The organism is Flavobacterium sp. (genome assembly GCF_050696275.1).
In the GTDB taxonomy this organism is placed as follows: domain Bacteria; phylum Bacteroidota; class Bacteroidia; order Flavobacteriales; family Flavobacteriaceae; genus Flavobacterium.
Genome location: NZ_JBOGUT010000047.1, coordinates 1 through 16,363 on the forward strand (window position 1 = coordinate 1; position 16,363 = coordinate 16,363).

Consider the following 16,363-nt stretch of genomic DNA (forward strand, 5'->3'; position numbering starts at 1 on the left):
AAAGACCACATTTGAGTTTAAATATGAAAACACCTAACTTTGTATATGAAAAAACCAGTGAAGTTAACTTCACTGGTTTTAATTAATTTATTGTAAAACTTGTCAACCTATTTTAGGACGACTCATATAAAGAATACTTTTGTTTGTATTTAGCTCTAAATTATTTCACTTTTTTCTATTTCATTAGCTCGGTGAACTCTGTTTTAGCCGATATCCTCGCAACAAAAGTAGTGAAGCAGAAAAACAGTTTAAAATGCCAAAAAACGGCTTCAAAAACTATTTAGCGTTATAAACTTTTAAAGCTTCACTAAGTATTTGAACAGATTTAACCAAATCTTCTTTTTTAAGAACATAAGCGATTCGAACTTCATTTTTTCCTACTCCTGGAGTAGAATAGAATCCTGCAGCAGGCGCAACCATGACAGTTTCACCATTAAAATCGTAAGTTTCAAGAAGCCACTGAGCAAAATCGTCTGCATCATTTACAGGAAGTTGTGCAATACAGTAAAAAGCACCTTTTGGTGTTGCTACTTTTACCCCTTCAATTTTATTTAATTCGGAAATAAGTGTATCGCGGCGTTCTTTGTATTCAGTGATTACTTCGTCGAAATAATTTTGTGGAGTATCAAGAGCAGCTTCGCTGGCTATTTGAGCAAAAGTTGGTGGACTTAATCGAGCTTGTGCAAATTTCATTGCAGTAGCCATAAGTTCTTTGTTTTTTGAAGCGATGCAGCCGATACGAGCGCCACACATACTGTATCTTTTGGAAACAGAATCAATCATAATAGCATTTTCTTCGATTCCAGGAATATTCATAATGGAATAATGTTTGTATCCATCATAAGTAAATTCGCGATAAACTTCATCAGCAATTAAAAATAAATCATGTTTTTTTACTAATTCGGCCAATTGCTGAATTTCAGATTCAGAATATAAATAACCGGTTGGATTTCCTGGGTTACAAATTAGAATCGCTTTTGTTTTTGAGGTAATTAATTTTTCAAATTCTGAAATAGGAGGTAAGGCAAACCCTTCGTCCAGAGTAGAGATTACAGGTACTACTTTTACGCCTGAAGCAGTTGAAAATCCGTTATAATTAGCATAAAAAGGTTCAGGAATGATAATTTCATCACCAGCATCCATAGTGCTTCCCATTGCAAATAATAAAGCCTCTGAACCACCTGTGGTAATAATGATATCTTCTTTATTAATAGGTAATCCTATTTTTTGATAACTCATAGCCAATTTAGTTCTATAGCTGTCAAATCCAGCAGAATGACTGTATTCTAATATTTTAATATCTGCATTTTTTACAGCGTTTAAAGCTACTTCAGGAGTTTTAATGTCAGGTTGTCCAATGTTTAAGTGGTATACTTTATGGCCTTTTTTCTTTGCAATTTCTGAATAGGGAACCAGCTTTCTTATAGGAGATTCTGGCATTTGGTGTCCTTTGTTTGATATTTTTGGCATGATAATAAGATTTGAAATGCAAATTTGCGATTTTTTATTAATAAATGCCTCAAAAAAGTGTTGCAATATTGTTAATTCTATTTTTTCTTGCCGTATTATTACTAACTTTATAAAAACACCTGTTAATGAAGAAAATCTACCTATCTGCCTTTTTTTTATTTTATTTTTTAACGGTATTTTCCCAAGAAGGGTTTCACTTTACTTCAAATAGAAAAAAAATATCCGTTCCATTTCAACTTAGTAATAATTTGGCTATCATTCCAGTCAAAATTAATGGAGTAAATCTTAATTTCTTATTAGATACAGGTGTTGAGAAGACCGTGCTTTTTAGTTTGGAAGATACCGATTCACTCCAATTCAATAATGTTGAAAAAATTAAGATTAAAGGACTGGGAGATGGTAAATCTATTGATGCACTTCATTCAAAAAAGAATAGGGTTTCGATTGGGGATTTAGTAGATAATAATCACGAGATTTACATAATTTTGGATCAAGACGTGAATTTTTCTTCCCAGTTAGGGATTCCTGTACATGGAATTTTAGGTTATCATTTTTTTAAGGATAATTTTATTGAATTTAATTACACTAAGAAAAAGATTATTATTTATAAAAACAGAGAATCATTTTCAGTAAAAAAACTGAAAAGATATGATGAAATACCCATTTCTCTTGAACTGGAAAAGCCTTATATTGAAGCAACGGTGAGTTTAAATTCAAAAGAAATACAAACTAAACTTTTGATTGATACCGGAGGAAGTGATGCTTTGTGGCTGTTTGAAAATAAAGTGAATATTAAAGTGCCTCAAAATTATTTTGATGATTTTTTAGGCCGTGGTTTCAGTGGTGATATTTATGGGAAACGTTCCAGAATTGAGCAGATAAAAATAGGTGATGCAGAAATTGAATTACCAACCGTTTCCTTTCCAAGCGAACAATCTCTTCAGAGCGTAAGTATGGTTGAAGGGAGAAATGGATCTTTAGGCTCTGAAATTTTAAAAAGATTTAATGTTCTGTTTGATTATCAGGATAAAAAGATGTATTTAAAAAAGAATTTAACTTTTTACGAACCCTTCAATTACAGTATGAGTGGAATAGAATTTCAGCATTCAGGATTACAGTGGGTTGAGGAAAAAGTGGAACTAAAAACGGAACTGGTAAAAAGCGAAAATGCAAGGACAGTATTTGATGATCGTCCTACAAATGTAAAGTATGAATTTAAGCTAAAACCTTTGTATGAAGTTTCAAATGTCAGGAAAAACTCGCCTGGAGATTTAGCTGGGATTAAAAAAGGAGATATAATTCAAAAAATAAACGGAAGGTATGCTTTTAATTTTAAGCTGCAGGAAATAAATGATCTGATGCAATCTGAAGAAGGGCGTTTGATTGTCCTGGATATTGAAAGGAATGGAAACCCCTTCAAAATCAAATTCTATCTTAAAAAAATACTATAAAAAAAGTCCCTTTTATCGGGACTTTTTATTTAGTTACTTGGTAATGCTTTTTTCTTTTCCATCATATTTACTTGTTCAGGAACAATAACAGTACCTTTAATTTTAAGGGCTACTTTCCCTCCTTCAAAGTTTACAGCGTTAGATTCAACCGTAATTGTTTTTCTGATAGGTCCGGGATTCATATTATATTTTACATCAATTTTTCCTGTTTTACCAGGTTTGATTGGCTCGGTTGGTTTTGTAGGAACCGTACATCCGCAAGAGGATTGAACATTTGTAATAACTAAATCCTGATCTCCGGTATTTGTAAATTCAAAAGTTCTGATTCCACTATCACTATCTTTAGTTACAGTACCATAATCAATGGTGTTATCTTTGTCTTTAAACTCAATTTTTGCTCCTGTTTGTGCTTGAGATATAAAACCAAAAGCCGCAATTGCCATAAAGGTTAAAAATTTTTTCATTATCAAATTAATTAATATTATTAGTAAAAATAGTTTTGTTTCTGTAAACATACAAATATTTTAACGCACTTTTTATATTTGACCAGTTTACTTACTTTTGCATATAAATACAAAAAGTATACCAAAGATTGTTTTCATTTTTGAAGGAAATCTGAGAGGCTTTTGCAACCAAGTTAAATATAAACGAATCAACGATAAACAACAGATGTCAATTCCCGCACAATTTGAAGCTAAAACAGCAGAGCAGAAATGGTATGATTACTGGATGAAAAATAATTATTTTCATTCAAAACCAGACCATAGAACACCATACACCATTGTAATTCCACCTCCAAACGTCACAGGAGTGTTGCATATGGGGCATATGCTGAACAATACTATTCAGGATGTATTGATTCGACGTGCACGTTTGAAAGGGTTTAACGCCTGTTGGGTTCCGGGAACAGATCATGCATCTATCGCCACGGAAGCTAAAGTGGTGGCTAAATTAAAATCTGAGGGAATCAACAAAAATGATTTAACCCGTGAAGAATTTTTAAAACATGCCTGGGAATGGACAGATAAATACGGCGGAACCATTTTGGAACAATTAAAGCAGCTGGGATGCTCTTGTGATTGGGACAGAACCAAGTTTACGATGGATCCGGACATGTCGGCTTCTGTAATTCGTTCGTTTGTGGATTTATATAATAAAGGTCAGATATACCGTGGTTATCGAATGGTAAACTGGGATCCGGAAGCTAAAACAACACTGTCTGACGAAGAAGTTATTTACGAAGAACGTCAAGGAAAATTATACCATTTAAAATACCAAATTGAAGGTTCGAATGAGTTTGTAACCATTGCTACAACACGTCCGGAAACTATTCTGGGAGATACAGCTATCTGTATTCATCCGGAAGACGAGCGCTATTTTCATTTGAAAGGAAAAAAGGCTATAGTTCCAATTTGCAATAGGGTTATCCCAATTATTTTCGATGAATATGTAGATATGGAGTTCGGGACCGGTTGTCTGAAAGTGACACCTGCCCACGATGTGAATGATAAAACTTTAGGAGAAAAGCACAATTTAGAAATCATTGATATTTTTAATGATGATGCCACTTTAAATAGTTTTGGATTGCATTATGAAAGCAAAGATCGTTTTGTAGTGCGTGAAGAAATATCGAAAGAACTGGAAACCATTGGCGCTTTGGCCAAAGTAGAAAACCATATCAATAATGTAGGAACTTCAGAGAGAACAAAAGCCGTAATTGAACCGCGTTTGTCTGACCAATGGTTTTTGCGAATGGAAGATCTGGTTAAACCGGCCATCAAATCGGTTTTAGAAACAGAAGAAGTAAAATTATACCCGTCGCGTTTTAACAATACTTACCGTCATTGGTTAGAAAATATCAGGGATTGGAACATTTCACGTCAGTTGTGGTGGGGCCAGCAAATTCCAGCTTATTTTTACGGAGATGGGAAAGAAGATTTTGTAGTCGCCGAAACTATTGATGAAGCTGTAAAATTAGCTCAGCAAAAAACAGGAAATACCTCTTTACAAGCTTCAGATTTAACGCAAGATGCTGATGCACTGGATACTTGGTTTTCTTCCTGGTTATGGCCTATGGCTGTTTTTGGAGGAATTATGGATCCTGAAAACGAGGACTTTAAATACTATTATCCAACCAATGATTTAGTTACCGGACCGGATATTTTATTCTTTTGGGTAGCCAGAATGATTATTGCAGGATATGAGTATGCAGGTGAAAAACCATTTACCAATGTATACTTAACCGGTTTGGTTCGTGACAAGCAAGGTAGAAAAATGTCTAAACAATTAGGGAATTCTCCTGAGCCGCTTGGTCTAATTGAAAAATTTGGTGCCGATGGTGTACGTGTTGGATTGTTATTGAGTGCTTCGGCAGGTAATGATATTATGTTTGACGAGGAATTATGTAACCAAGGGAAAGCCTTTTCAAATAAAATATGGAATGCTTTCAAACTAATAAAAGGATGGGAAGTATCGGATTCGATTGCACAGCCGGAATCTTCTAGAGTAGCAATTGAGTGGTTTGAAGCTAAACTACAGAAAACTTTGATTGAAATTGAAGATAGTTTCGAAAAATATAGAATTTCGGATGCTTTAATGACAATTTACAAATTAGTTTGGGATGACTTCTGTGCGCTATTCCTGGAAATGATTAAACCGGGTTACCAACAGCCTATTGATAATGTGACTTTTGCAAAAGCAATAGAAATGCTTGAAGCTAATTTAAAATTATTGCATCCATTTATGCCATTCCTGACGGAAGAAATCTGGCAACGTATTGCTGAGAGAACTCCTGAAGAAGCTTTAATTATAGCTGAATGGCCAAAAATGAGAACTGTAAATGAGAAACTGATTACAGATTTTGAATTTGCAGCCGAAGTAATTTCCGGAATAAGAACCATTCGAAAAGACAAAAACATTCCGTTTAAGGATACTATTGAACTGAAAATAGTAAATAAGGAGAACGCTTCTGCTTATTTTGATTCAGTTGTAGTAAAACTTGGAAATATTTCCGCTTTGGATTATGTTTCGGATAAAGTAGACGGAGCCTTATCGTACAGGGTAAAATCGAATGAATACTTTATTCCGATTACCGGAAATATCGATATGGAAGCTGAAATTGCAAAGCTTACAGAAGAATTGAATTACAACAAAGGCTTTTTAAAATCGGTTCAGGCAAAATTATCGAACGAGAAGTTTGTAGCAGGAGCGCCTGAAAAAGTAATTGATATGGAACGCAAAAAAGAAGCTGATGCATTAGCGAAAATTGCTACTATAGAGCAAAGCTTAGTCAGTTTGAAATAAAAGAAAAAGTCCCTCAACCGAGGGACTTTTTTTTATAATTGATGTTATGAAAGTTAATTAAAATCAGTCCAACCTGATAAACATCTTATGAAAGTTTAAAGTCAGTTTGTCAAATTTTTTGATCAGATCCTGACCTATATTACCATAAAAATATTTTGATTTGTCTGCAGGAGCATCAAGTATCAGACTTGTTTCTTCAAGACTAATTTTTTTTCCAAATAATTCAGGTGTATAGTTTATAGAAAAACCTTCGTGTGTCTCAATACCGCCGGCACCACCAAATCGGAGAGTTGTTTTTTTGTACTTAGCATCTATTTCCTGTTGGTTGGCCAAATAATAAGGCGTGTACAAAATGGTTTTATTTGCACCAGTATCAAAAGTATATTGCTTGTTTTCGATATAAATAAACGGTGTCAGCTTGTCCATAGCCATGTTTGAAGCTCCTGTAAGCTCAGTTTCAGTTTTTGGCACTATAAAATAACCCTCTTTTGAAATCTGTATTTCTTTGAATGCTTCGATAACAGGAAAACCCAGAATTCCATAAATTTGATAACCTATTTGAGGGAAGGCCAGATCTTCATCATTAAAAACTAAAAAAACGGCATTTCGGATTTCAATATTGCCTATAGTTATTTTATCACATACGGCAAGCTGTGCGATTACTTTTTTTCCGGTAATAGCGCCTACTTCAATAGAAACAGGGATGATTTTCATATTTAATCGTTTGGCCACTGATTTTATTGTGGTCGAAAGATTGGCACCGGTATCGAAGATAAAATCCAATGAATCCTTGTTGGCTGTAATTTTAAGATTGTCTAAACCCGCTTTGTCTTTATTTATCTTAATCCGATTATCTTCTTTTATAACAACTTGCTGTTTGGGCTCTTTTTCTAAAGCAGACCATATTTTTAAGTTGTTTTTGTAATCTTCAATTTCTTCGGTAGAGAGGAGGGAAACATACTTTTTTAGAATGGTTTCAACCGTATTTTTGGCTTCTTTGTATTCAAATAATTTTAAAGAATTGTCCTCTTTTATCTCATATAAACGGAGTAGGAGGGAATCAGGTAATTGTCTGGTATTATTTTCCGTCAGCCTTTTTATCTTTTCATTTGATTCATTTAATCGATTGAAAACATTGTCTAAATAGGCTTCAGTGAAAATCTGATGTACTGGGGAAAGCTGTCTTTTACCGTCTGCATACCTGTTTTTTGCTTCAAAAAAGCTTTTATGACGTAATAAATCATACATCTGATTGAACTTGTCTTTCTCTGATTGGCCAAAAACAGTGATGCCTGTAGACAGCATCGTAATGAAAAGAATTAATTTGTTTGTTGTGGTCATGGAGTTGTTTTTTCGGTTTTCAGTATTACTTTAAACTTTTCGATTTGCCTTCTGTGGCGTAAAATATGTACAATGGCATGTTCCATCATTTGCTCGATGTCGTATAATTGTCCCCAAGTAGTTTGTATTTTCTTTTCGGAATCAAACTCTTCCAATTCACAATCATAAATATCTGAAAACGTATCCTGAGTAAATAATATCACATTATTTAGATCTTTATGATACTCAGAGGCCGATAAACGGTTTGTTTTTTCCGGACGTTGTGCTTCTTTATTTTTTAATTTTCGAATATAGACAGCATAGGAATAGCCTGAGCTCACTACATGGGCAAGCACGGTTTGAATGGATTTGCAGTCCGGGTTTTGAGTTCTGGGATCTACTGGAAAAAGCAAATCGGAATCAGAAATTGTGCAGATGACATTTTGTAGTTCAGCAATTGCTTTTTCATATTCTTGAAGTATGGCATGAATTGCATTTTGGCTATTTGTGGTGTTCATTTGGTGTTTTGAATTGGATAAAATTAATTATTTTTTCTAAACGAATTTGCCAATATGCTGAAATAATATCGCTTAGAAAAAAAAATCTTTTCTATTTTGGTTTGGCCGATTTTATTTATTTCAGATATCTTATGAAATTTTAACCGAAGTCATACTCAAAGAACCAGCTAATAAATGATTGTTGAACAAGGTGATTTCGTCGTTTTTGTCTTTCAGTCCCAACGAGTAAATCAGAGGCAAATAATGATCAGGTGTTGGAACCGCTAGCCGTATCGCCTTACTTTGTTTGTCGTAGTCTATGATAGGCTGATAATTGCCTTCGAGGAGCCAATTGTTTATTTTCTCGTGTGCTTCGATTGCCCAGTCGAATCCGTAATCAACTTTGTTAAAATTATTGAAATCAACCAATCGCAAGTTGTGCACGATATTACCGCTGCCAATGATTAATATGCCTTTGTGACGCAGAGAATTCAGTTTTTTTGCCAACTCGAAATGATATTCAGCCGGTTTGGTATAATCGATGCTCAATTGGATAACAGGAATATTAGCATCGGGATACAAATGTTTTATGACGCTCCAGGCTCCGTGATCTAAACCCCATTTTTCATCTAATTCGACTAGTATAGGATCTAGCAGTTGTTGTGTTTCTTTTGCTAATTCAGGGCTTCCTTTGGCCGGATATTGTACTTCATATAAAGCAGGAGGAAAGCCGCCAAAATCATGAATGGTTTGAGGAAATTCCATTGCAGTTACCTTTGTCCCGTTTGTAAACCAATGCGCAGAAACGCATAAAATAGCATTAGGTTGAGGCAATGTTTTTGCAACGTTGCGAAAACCGGCAACAAACTGATTTTCCTCGATAGCATTCATTGGATTGCCATGGCCTAAAAACAAAACAGGCATTTTTTCGGTATTGGGGAAAACAGCTGAAATTTTATGTAAGTCATTCAAATCCATATCCTGAATAATTTAAAAATGAAACTTATTTTACTATAATCTCATATTTATCGAGTAATCCTTTGATGTTTTCCTGAGAAAAAACAGCTTTTTTCAATTTGGTTTTTTCCGGATCAATTGAGAAGAAATAACTGGAATAAAAATCGGTTTTATTTGCAATAGCATCGGTAAATACGGCTAAATGCAAATTACAGTTGTCAAATAAAGCTTCGGTTAAATCCGATTTCATAAAATCGACACTAATCATACTGCAATTGGTAAAATTCATGTTTTTTAATTTCAAATCATAAAACATGGAATAGTCCAGTTTGCAGTCTTTAAAATGAAACTCATAAATTACCTGATCAGTCATGGCAAAATTGACACTGGTAAAATCACAATTCGTAAATTGTACATTCCTTAAACCGACATGACCCAATTTAGCTTCTTTGAAATTGCAAAAATTAAAAGTACAATCTACAAATGTGGTTCCCTGAAAAACACATTCGGTTAAATCACAATGGTTGAAAGTACAGTTTTCATATTCTTTTTGTGAGATTTCGTATTTTGAAAAGGTAGTTTGATTGAAATCTTTATCGTAAATATAATCGGTGCTCATTATTGTTTATTTGAACACAAATATAAGAATTTAGGAGTTGGCTATTTTTTTTAATTTTTCCAAATTGATGGGTTTGCTGATGAAACCGGTGATACAGTCGTAGGTTTTGGCTTTTTCAATATCTTCTTTTGCGATGGAAGAACTAATGACGTAAATAGCTATTTTTTGGTCAAAGCCTTTTTTAAGATCACAAAATTCATCCAGAAAATCCCATCCATCCATTGCAGGCATTTCGATATCAAGTAAAATAATATCAGGAATTCTTTTTTCGGACCTAAAAAAATGCAGCGCATCAAACCCGTCGGTAAAGGATTGCCTGTCTGAAAAAAGAGCGTTTTTTTCTATAATTTTTTTTGTAATAAGCTGATAAATAGGATCATCATCAATTATACAAATCGTTTTTAAAATCATTTTTTGAAGTAAATTTTAAAAGTTGTACCAATATTAATCTCACTTTCTACGGCTACTTTTCCCTGCATGGTATCGATTTGATTTTTGGAGATAAACAATCCAATTCCTTTTGATTCCGGATTATTTGTAAATGTCTTATACATTCCGAAAAGTTTTTTTCCGTTTTTCTTTAAATCAATACCAATTCCGTTGTCTTTTATTTCAAGTACAATATACTCTTTTTCTTCGTATGAATTCAGTTCAATTACCGGATTTCTTTCCGGATGGCGGTAACGAACGGCATTTAGAATAAAATTAAGCATGACACTGTCCAGATAAGCCGGATTGTAATTTACAGTAACAGATTTGTCAATTGTATTGATGATTTGAGCATGTGATATTTTGATCTGATTACTTAAAACTTCCAGCGTTTTATCGATTACCTCAGTTAAGCTCAGTGTTTCAATTACAGGATTTATATGCGTTTGTATGGAAACGACTTCGTTAAGATTATCCATGGTTTTATTCAATGCCTCAGAAACCGATTTCAGTAATGTAAGGAATTCTGTTTTTTCGGTTTCATCGTCGCTTTCCTCAATAAGAGTGGCCAAAGATTGAATGTTACTGGTGTGTGAACGGAGATTATGCGAAACAATATAAGAAAAATCCAGAAGTCTTTTATTTTGCTGGGTCACCAGATTTAGGGAATTGTTTAGGTCCAATTCGAATTGCTTGGTTTGCGTAATATCGATTAAAATCCCACGGAATTTGATAGAGCCGTCGCTTTCTACAAAAATGCTGACAATATCCCGAAGCCAGACGGTATTTCCTGATTTGTCAATCATGCGGTATTCCAAAACATGCGGCGTTCTTGTTTTGGAGCATTCCGACGTTTGTGCTGCTACCCATTCCCGGTCTTCCGGATGCATATGATCGAACCAGAAATCCTCGTTTTCAAGCCATTCTTTCGATGTGTAGCCTAAAATCGCTTCTGATTTCTTACTGATAAAAGTAACTCCAGGTTTGTCCGGATAGCCTTCCCAGACAATTCCGTCAATAGTATTAATCAGGGATTCTATATTATTTTGAGAATGAACCAGCGCAAATTCGTACTCTTTACGTTTTGTAATGTCTTCGACAATGGTCATGTGCGTATTTGGAGTTTCATCTTTCTCCCAAAGCGGAGTAACAGTAATGTTTACCCAGATTATATTGCCATTTTTGTGAAAATATCTTTTTTCGAGAGAAAAACCTCCGAGTTCTCCTTCTCTTAAACTTTTCATTCTTTTTAAATCGGCGTCTAAATCATCAGGATGGGTAATCATCATGAAGTTCATTTTTTTGATTTCTTCCTGCGTATAGCCTATGAGTTCACAAAATTTATTGTTGGCATCAATGAAAGTACCTGCAATTGAATTCGTATGTGTGATTCCCAATCCTGCGTGTTCAAAAATAGATTTAAAGAATAATTCGTTTTTGAGCAGTTTGTCCGTTTGGATTTTTACCTGATTTTGAAGTTGAGACGGGCGCTTTAAAAACGAAGTAACAAACACGCCGCAAAGTGATGCCAGCAATAAGGCCAATAAGAATATTGGAGCCATGGATTTCAAAGCCTGAAAATCGTTTTTCCTGATAATGTATAATTTCCAGTCGCCTTCGGGAATTGAAGCACTTTTAAAAAATTTATTTCTGAAATCCGATTTGTTTTGAAGAAAGAATTCCTCTTTTTTAGTGTTTGGATCAATCTTTGAAAATTGAAAATAAAAATTCTGACGATCAAAAGTTTCGATTCCGGTTGATTTTACAAACCTTGAAAATTTGATGATTACAGCTGCAAATCCCCAAAATTTATCTTTTTTATAGACAGGTAATCGGCCTACAATCCCAAGGCCACCTTGTTTGAGTTCGACAGGACCTACGTAATACATTTTTTTTGAATCAATTGCCTTCAGGGCAGCTTCACGATGTAATGGACTCTTGAGAATATTAAAATTTGTGGCCGCTTCATTACCAGCCATGGGATACGTGTACTTTATGACACCATTTGGAACAAGCTGTACGGCATCAATAAAATTATTGCTGCCTAAAAGCTGTTTGCCAACAGATTCAAAATTTTTAGGTTCCCCCTTATCATCTATTGTAAGTGCAAGTCCAATGGTTGTTGCATAGCTATTTTTTAGAGATTGCTCGATGTTCTGTTCAACAATGTTGAGCGCAATGGTCATTTCATTAGTTTCAGATTTCTTAAGCACCTGATAACGTAACAGAACAATAAGATTTAAGAGTGCAAAAATGAATAAGAAAACTAAGATTCCTGAAGATTTGGGTCGAGAAAGAAACCAGCTGCTATAGGGCGTTATTTTTTTCTCGGTGTTCATATTTCTCTTTATAGTTCGTGTTTCTAAGGGGCAAAAATAACTAAAAATCAGAGAATTATCGTATTGAGGGTATAAAAATTGAGCATGAGATATAAAATAAAAAAATCCCTTTAAAAAAGGGGATTCTTGTTCGATTTGTGACTTTGACAGGACAGGTTTCAGTCCTATTTATGCAGCTGTAAAGAAATTGATTAATTATTAAGTCGTCTTTACTAGATTTTTTTGTTAATGGCTAAAGGAACAGTTTTTATTCTACACAATGGTAAGTCTACTACTTATTATTAGGTTATTTTCCAGGTTTGTTTTACTTGAAACTGAAGAATGATTATCGTTACGTCTTTGGTTTCTTTAAACAACGTCCTCTTGGCTCATCGCCCTCATGTAGCACAATTTCGGAATGTAGAAACTGGGCGGCTTCTGCTGAATCGTTCACTTTAGAAGCACTGCGTTCTAACATTTCTGATTCAAACTCAGTTAACACACTTTCCCTTACTCCAGCTTCTCTCCATTGAGATGCCGCTCTGCATCCTCTTGAGATCCCACGAGCCAACGACAGCGCATCCAGTAATGCCTGATTTGCGCCCTGTCCTTTGAAAGGACTCATTGGATGAGCCGCATCTCCGATTAGGGTTACTTGTCCGCCTTTTTTTAGTAATTCTGATTTGAGTAACTCTCGGTCATAGACGGGATAGCCGGAAATTTGAGCTTCCAGGGTCGCTGCTAAAATCTGAGGAATGGGATCGTGCCATTGCGTTCTGCGACACGCTTCTTCCTTGAGTGCCTGAGGTCCTTGAGCGCTTAACGCCTTAGCTTCTTTTTCTGGCATTGGGAAGCTAAGCTGCCACATTACTGAGTCTGATGTATAAGGCATTATGTAGATCCGCTCATTGCCATTGGCGGTTTGAAATACAGTAGCTGAGTCCAATAAAGAACTAGTAAGACCTTCAAGAGCCTTCAAAGGGCAAATTCCCAATATCACAATACAACCCAGATAACGCAAAGGGGTAATATCCTCGCCAATCAGCAATTTCCGAACCGAACTGCGAATACCATCGGCTCCGACCACAAGGTCCGCTTTGGTGCTTTTTAGCTCACCATTGACTTGAAAGCTCAGATGAACTCCTTCACCCTCAGATTGTTTAAAATCTACTAACTGGTGACCCCAATGTACCGCATGTTGTCCGCCGAGTTGCTGAAGTAGCGTTAATCGAAGAGATTGTCTTGCAATATGTATATTGGAACGTTTGGTTGACGCTTTTGTCTCTGGCTGTATCCACTTTCTGATTCCCCATTCTCCAATCACTTTTCCTTCGGTAGTATGAACCCTATGTCTTGTTGAAATGACTCCTTCTTCTAACGAGAAAACACCCAATCCTTCAATTGCTTTACTGGCTTGTTGTAAAGTGAGTCCGTAACCCTGAGATCGGGCATCGAAGTGGCTATCACGCTCATAAAGGCTAAAAGGAATCCCACGGTGCAAACAGGCCACCGCTAGGGCGACTCCGCCTATACCGCCACCAATAATAGCAACGTGTGGGTAGTTTTCTTTATCTGCTATAGGATGATTTTCAGAATGGAGTAATCCGGATCCGGAACAGTTCAGGCAGGTGTAGAGATGACCTTTAGGACGGACTGGTGCCACTCCTTCGCCTTGTGTTTTTTCAAATTGATCCAATGCCATTTGGTAGCTGAGTCGTACTTTCTTGGTGAGCCTTCGGCTTTTTTTGCCGCGTCCCTGACATTCCTGACAAATAGCCCAGCTCGCTTGTTCATTTTCTACTTCCTTCACTTTCCCTTTATTTAACGCGAGAAATTTGTATTTTTCAGCGTTTTATCTTCGTTACAATTGCGCAAATTTAAGACAAAAGAGTATTGGTACAAAACTACGTTAGAATTTTGAAGGAAAATAGGTTATTGGTTTGAATCCAGTCGAGGTCAGATTGACAAGACATCTAAATCATTTATTTAAGATTAGGATGAATCCTATGTGCCTAATTATTTACTGTCAGGCAGGATTGTATCTGGCGGCAATGGTGCGTCTCGGTTGTAAACCATAACATCTGCAACTTCCTGAGCGATACTAGGTCCATCAATTTTACTGATAAGAAATAATGCGCCGTCAATGCCGGAGGTCACACCACCAGTCGTTACGAATTGACCGTCTGCGACATATCGGACATTTTTAATTAAAATAAGTTTCGGATATTCCTTTTGTAAACTCTCTATGGCTTGCCAATGTGTGGTTACTTTTTTGCCGTTTAATAAACCAGTATGAGCCAGAATATAGGCACCTACACAAACAGACATGATTGTTGTTCCGGTATTTTGGCCCTGATTTTTGATCCAATGTACTAAAGTCTCTGATCCGTTTCCGAACGGGCGTGGACTTCCTTGTGGCATAACCTGTCCAGGAATGACAATGATGTCCGGTGGCGGACAATTTTTGAGTGTAAATTTAGGCTTAATCTGTACTGCCTCTTCTTCACTTTGGACGATACCAGCTGACTCTGCAACCGTAAATACATGATACCTGTTTTTATTGTATCGGTTGGCTTTCATAAATACGTCGATAGGTCCGTTCATATCGACTACTTCTACACCTGGATAGATGAGGATGGCCACGTTTATAGTTTTGTGCATATTTGTTTACTGATTTTTGGTTTTAATAGGAATTAAGCTATAAATATAGATAAAAAATAATTTTAAATGCTTTATAGTAAAGTATTTAATTGCGTTTTGTTGAATGAAACGATTATTTTTAAGCAGATAGGATCCCTAAAAATAAGTGTATTACTTAAAATTGGGAGAGTAAACTTCTTTTTTTATATCATTTTGTGAAAGTTGCGTATATTTGAGAGTTAGCTGTCAGTTCAAAAAAAATCGAAGAAAATAACAACATATGGAATTACAAGAAAAATATATTTGCGCATTAGAAGAAATTAAATCTCCAAACATAAGTAGTAATGCTACACTACAATCGTGGAAAGCTAAAGCAATAAATATTATTAATCGCATTTATGGCGAAAATTGTAATCAACAAAAGCAAATCGAAGATATAAAATTTCAAAACTATATGTCAATATCTACCTTTGACAGAAGTGGTCGCAGTTCATCTGCTGGAGGTGGAAATAACTCCAAAATCTGTGAAAAGCAGGCAACAGATTTAATAGAAAGTTTTATATCTGATATTAAAACATTTGGCTTACCATCAAAAGAAAAATCTGTTGAAAAAAAAGATGGTATAAATATCACAGTTAATCAGAATCAGAACCAAACGCAAAAGCAAACCATTAAATTAAATATTATTATCAAAGCATTACAAGATGAGTTATCAGGAAAGCAATTATCAGAATTGCAAGAAATAATTGCTGAAGAAGAACTGGAGCCTGCGAAAAAACATAATAAAATAGTCGAAAAACTATTAGGATTTGGAAAAGATTTAGCAAGTAATGTATTAGCAAATATCCTTACAAATCCAGCACTTTATAGCTAAGAACCGAACAGCTAACAGCCGTTTGGCGAGATTGGGGTTTTAGGCTTAATTTGAAGATGGTTTTGTACTTGGAAAATTTGTGCATAATGGAAAAATTACGCCTCTTTAGTCCCCAACCTCGCCAAGCGTCGGGACGTTATGTGATATTTTTAAAAAACTACAATATATAAATGAACTATATTTTAAACCAATTAGACAAAAAGATTGATTTACTTAACTCTTTAGACAAAAAGCAAGATTTAAAAACACACCTTCAATCTAAATTAGAATTCTACTTAATATTTTTACTTGGATAGGGTAAAAACACAAAAAAGACACTTCAAACAAAACATAAAGTGTTGTTTTAATAGTTCACCTTTGCTTTCCTTTGAATAAATTTAGTTTTTTATCAAATACAAAGGAAAATCTTAAAACACCATTTCATTTTTCAAATCAATCAGTTTATAAAACACAGGAATAGTTAAGTTATTTAATGCAAATCCGCC

Annotated in this window: 13 protein-coding genes; 3 read left to right on the forward strand and 10 right to left on the reverse strand. The window is 35.1% G+C overall.

Translation table 11 applies throughout. The features are described 5' to 3' along the window. Positions 1-276: 276 nt before the first annotated feature. Positions 277-1,470 (reverse strand): pyridoxal phosphate-dependent aminotransferase, encoded by a 1,194-nt coding sequence (locus tag ACRDEC_RS16300; protein ID WP_431499431.1) that lies wholly within the window; start codon positions 1,468-1,470, stop codon positions 277-279. A 125-nt stretch (positions 1,471-1,595) separates the two neighbouring features. Between ACRDEC_RS16300 and ACRDEC_RS16305 the strand changes: the two genes are divergently transcribed. Continuing rightward, positions 1,596-2,921 (forward strand): aspartyl protease family protein, encoded by a 1,326-nt coding sequence (locus tag ACRDEC_RS16305; protein ID WP_431499432.1) that lies wholly within the window; start codon positions 1,596-1,598, stop codon positions 2,919-2,921. 29 nt (positions 2,922-2,950) lie between these two features. Here ACRDEC_RS16305 and ACRDEC_RS16310 read toward each other — a convergent pair whose 3' ends face one another. Then, positions 2,951-3,385 (reverse strand): DUF1573 domain-containing protein, encoded by a 435-nt coding sequence (locus ACRDEC_RS16310; protein ID WP_431499433.1) that lies wholly within the window; start codon positions 3,383-3,385, stop codon positions 2,951-2,953. Positions 3,386-3,590: 205 nt separating this feature from the next. On the opposite strand from ACRDEC_RS16310, the gene ACRDEC_RS16315 reads away from it, so the two are divergent. Then, positions 3,591-6,224 (forward strand): valine--tRNA ligase, encoded by a 2,634-nt coding sequence (locus ACRDEC_RS16315; protein ID WP_431499434.1) that lies wholly within the window; start codon positions 3,591-3,593, stop codon positions 6,222-6,224. A gap of 63 nt (positions 6,225-6,287) precedes the next feature. Here the strand turns inward: ACRDEC_RS16315 and ACRDEC_RS16320 are convergent, their stop codons facing one another. The 8 genes from ACRDEC_RS16320 to ACRDEC_RS16355 form a co-directional block, all read right to left on the reverse strand. Further along, entirely contained in the window at positions 6,288-7,565 is a 1,278-nt protein-coding gene (locus ACRDEC_RS16320; protein WP_431499435.1) for a retropepsin-like aspartic protease, read from the reverse strand. Further along, a complete protein-coding gene (locus ACRDEC_RS16325; protein ID WP_431499436.1) occupies positions 7,562-8,062 on the reverse strand; it encodes a DinB family protein in 501 nt (166 codons plus the stop codon). The genes ACRDEC_RS16320 and ACRDEC_RS16325 overlap by 4 nt, the downstream gene beginning before the upstream one ends. 129 nt (positions 8,063-8,191) lie before the next feature. Further along, on the reverse strand, positions 8,192-9,019 hold the full coding sequence (gene ygiD / locus ACRDEC_RS16330; RefSeq protein ID WP_431499437.1) for a 4,5-DOPA dioxygenase extradiol: 828 nt from the start codon (positions 9,017-9,019) through the stop codon (positions 8,192-8,194). Positions 9,020-9,044: 25 nt separating this feature from the next. Further along, the gene (locus ACRDEC_RS16335) at positions 9,045-9,617 is read right to left on the reverse strand and encodes a pentapeptide repeat-containing protein (protein WP_431499438.1); all 573 of its coding nucleotides are present in this window, start codon (positions 9,615-9,617) and stop codon (positions 9,045-9,047) included. Between the two features lie 30 nt (positions 9,618-9,647). Further along, on the reverse strand, positions 9,648-10,028 hold the full coding sequence (locus tag ACRDEC_RS16340; RefSeq protein ID WP_431499439.1) for a response regulator: 381 nt from the start codon (positions 10,026-10,028) through the stop codon (positions 9,648-9,650). Further along, positions 10,025-12,385, reverse strand: a complete 2,361-nt coding sequence (locus ACRDEC_RS16345; protein ID WP_431499440.1) for a sensor histidine kinase — start codon at positions 12,383-12,385, stop codon at positions 10,025-10,027. The genes ACRDEC_RS16340 and ACRDEC_RS16345 overlap by 4 nt, the downstream gene beginning before the upstream one ends. A gap of 331 nt (positions 12,386-12,716) precedes the next feature. After that, complete coding sequence (locus tag ACRDEC_RS16350; protein ID WP_431499441.1) at positions 12,717-14,174, reverse strand: FAD-dependent oxidoreductase; 1,458 nt, start codon at positions 14,172-14,174, stop codon at positions 12,717-12,719. Between the two features lie 206 nt (positions 14,175-14,380). Further along, a complete protein-coding gene (locus tag ACRDEC_RS16355; RefSeq protein ID WP_431499442.1) occupies positions 14,381-15,025 on the reverse strand; it encodes a DJ-1/PfpI family protein in 645 nt (214 codons plus the stop codon). A 259-nt stretch (positions 15,026-15,284) separates the two neighbouring features. Here ACRDEC_RS16355 and ACRDEC_RS16360 point away from each other — a divergent pair, with 259 nt between their 5' ends. Further along, positions 15,285-15,878 (forward strand): hypothetical protein, encoded by a 594-nt coding sequence (locus ACRDEC_RS16360; protein WP_431499443.1) that lies wholly within the window; start codon positions 15,285-15,287, stop codon positions 15,876-15,878. Positions 15,879-16,363 lie beyond the last annotated feature (485 nt).

What these genes read in the sequence shown, in the direction of transcription:
- ACRDEC_RS16300 (WP_431499431.1), bottom strand. Translation starts at nt 1,470, where the DNA reads ATGCCAAAAATATCAAACAAAGGACACCAAATGCCAGAATCTCCTATA.
- ACRDEC_RS16305 (WP_431499432.1), top strand. Translation starts at nt 1,596, where the DNA reads ATGAAGAAAATCTACCTATCTGCCTTTTTTTTATTTTATTTTTTAACG.
- ACRDEC_RS16310 (WP_431499433.1), bottom strand. Translation starts at nt 3,385, where the DNA reads ATGAAAAAATTTTTAACCTTTATGGCAATTGCGGCTTTTGGTTTTATA.
- ACRDEC_RS16315 (WP_431499434.1), top strand. Translation starts at nt 3,591, where the DNA reads ATGTCAATTCCCGCACAATTTGAAGCTAAAACAGCAGAGCAGAAATGG.
- ACRDEC_RS16320 (WP_431499435.1), bottom strand. Translation starts at nt 7,565, where the DNA reads ATGACCACAACAAACAAATTAATTCTTTTCATTACGATGCTGTCTACA.
- ACRDEC_RS16325 (WP_431499436.1), bottom strand. Translation starts at nt 8,062, where the DNA reads ATGAACACCACAAATAGCCAAAATGCAATTCATGCCATACTTCAAGAA.
- ygiD (WP_431499437.1), bottom strand. Translation starts at nt 9,019, where the DNA reads ATGGATTTGAATGACTTACATAAAATTTCAGCTGTTTTCCCCAATACC.
- ACRDEC_RS16335 (WP_431499438.1), bottom strand. Translation starts at nt 9,617, where the DNA reads ATGAGCACCGATTATATTTACGATAAAGATTTCAATCAAACTACCTTT.
- ACRDEC_RS16340 (WP_431499439.1), bottom strand. Translation starts at nt 10,028, where the DNA reads ATGATTTTAAAAACGATTTGTATAATTGATGATGATCCTATTTATCAG.
- ACRDEC_RS16345 (WP_431499440.1), bottom strand. Translation starts at nt 12,385, where the DNA reads ATGAACACCGAGAAAAAAATAACGCCCTATAGCAGCTGGTTTCTTTCT.
- ACRDEC_RS16355 (WP_431499442.1), bottom strand. Translation starts at nt 15,025, where the DNA reads ATGCACAAAACTATAAACGTGGCCATCCTCATCTATCCAGGTGTAGAA.
- ACRDEC_RS16360 (WP_431499443.1), top strand. Translation starts at nt 15,285, where the DNA reads ATGGAATTACAAGAAAAATATATTTGCGCATTAGAAGAAATTAAATCT.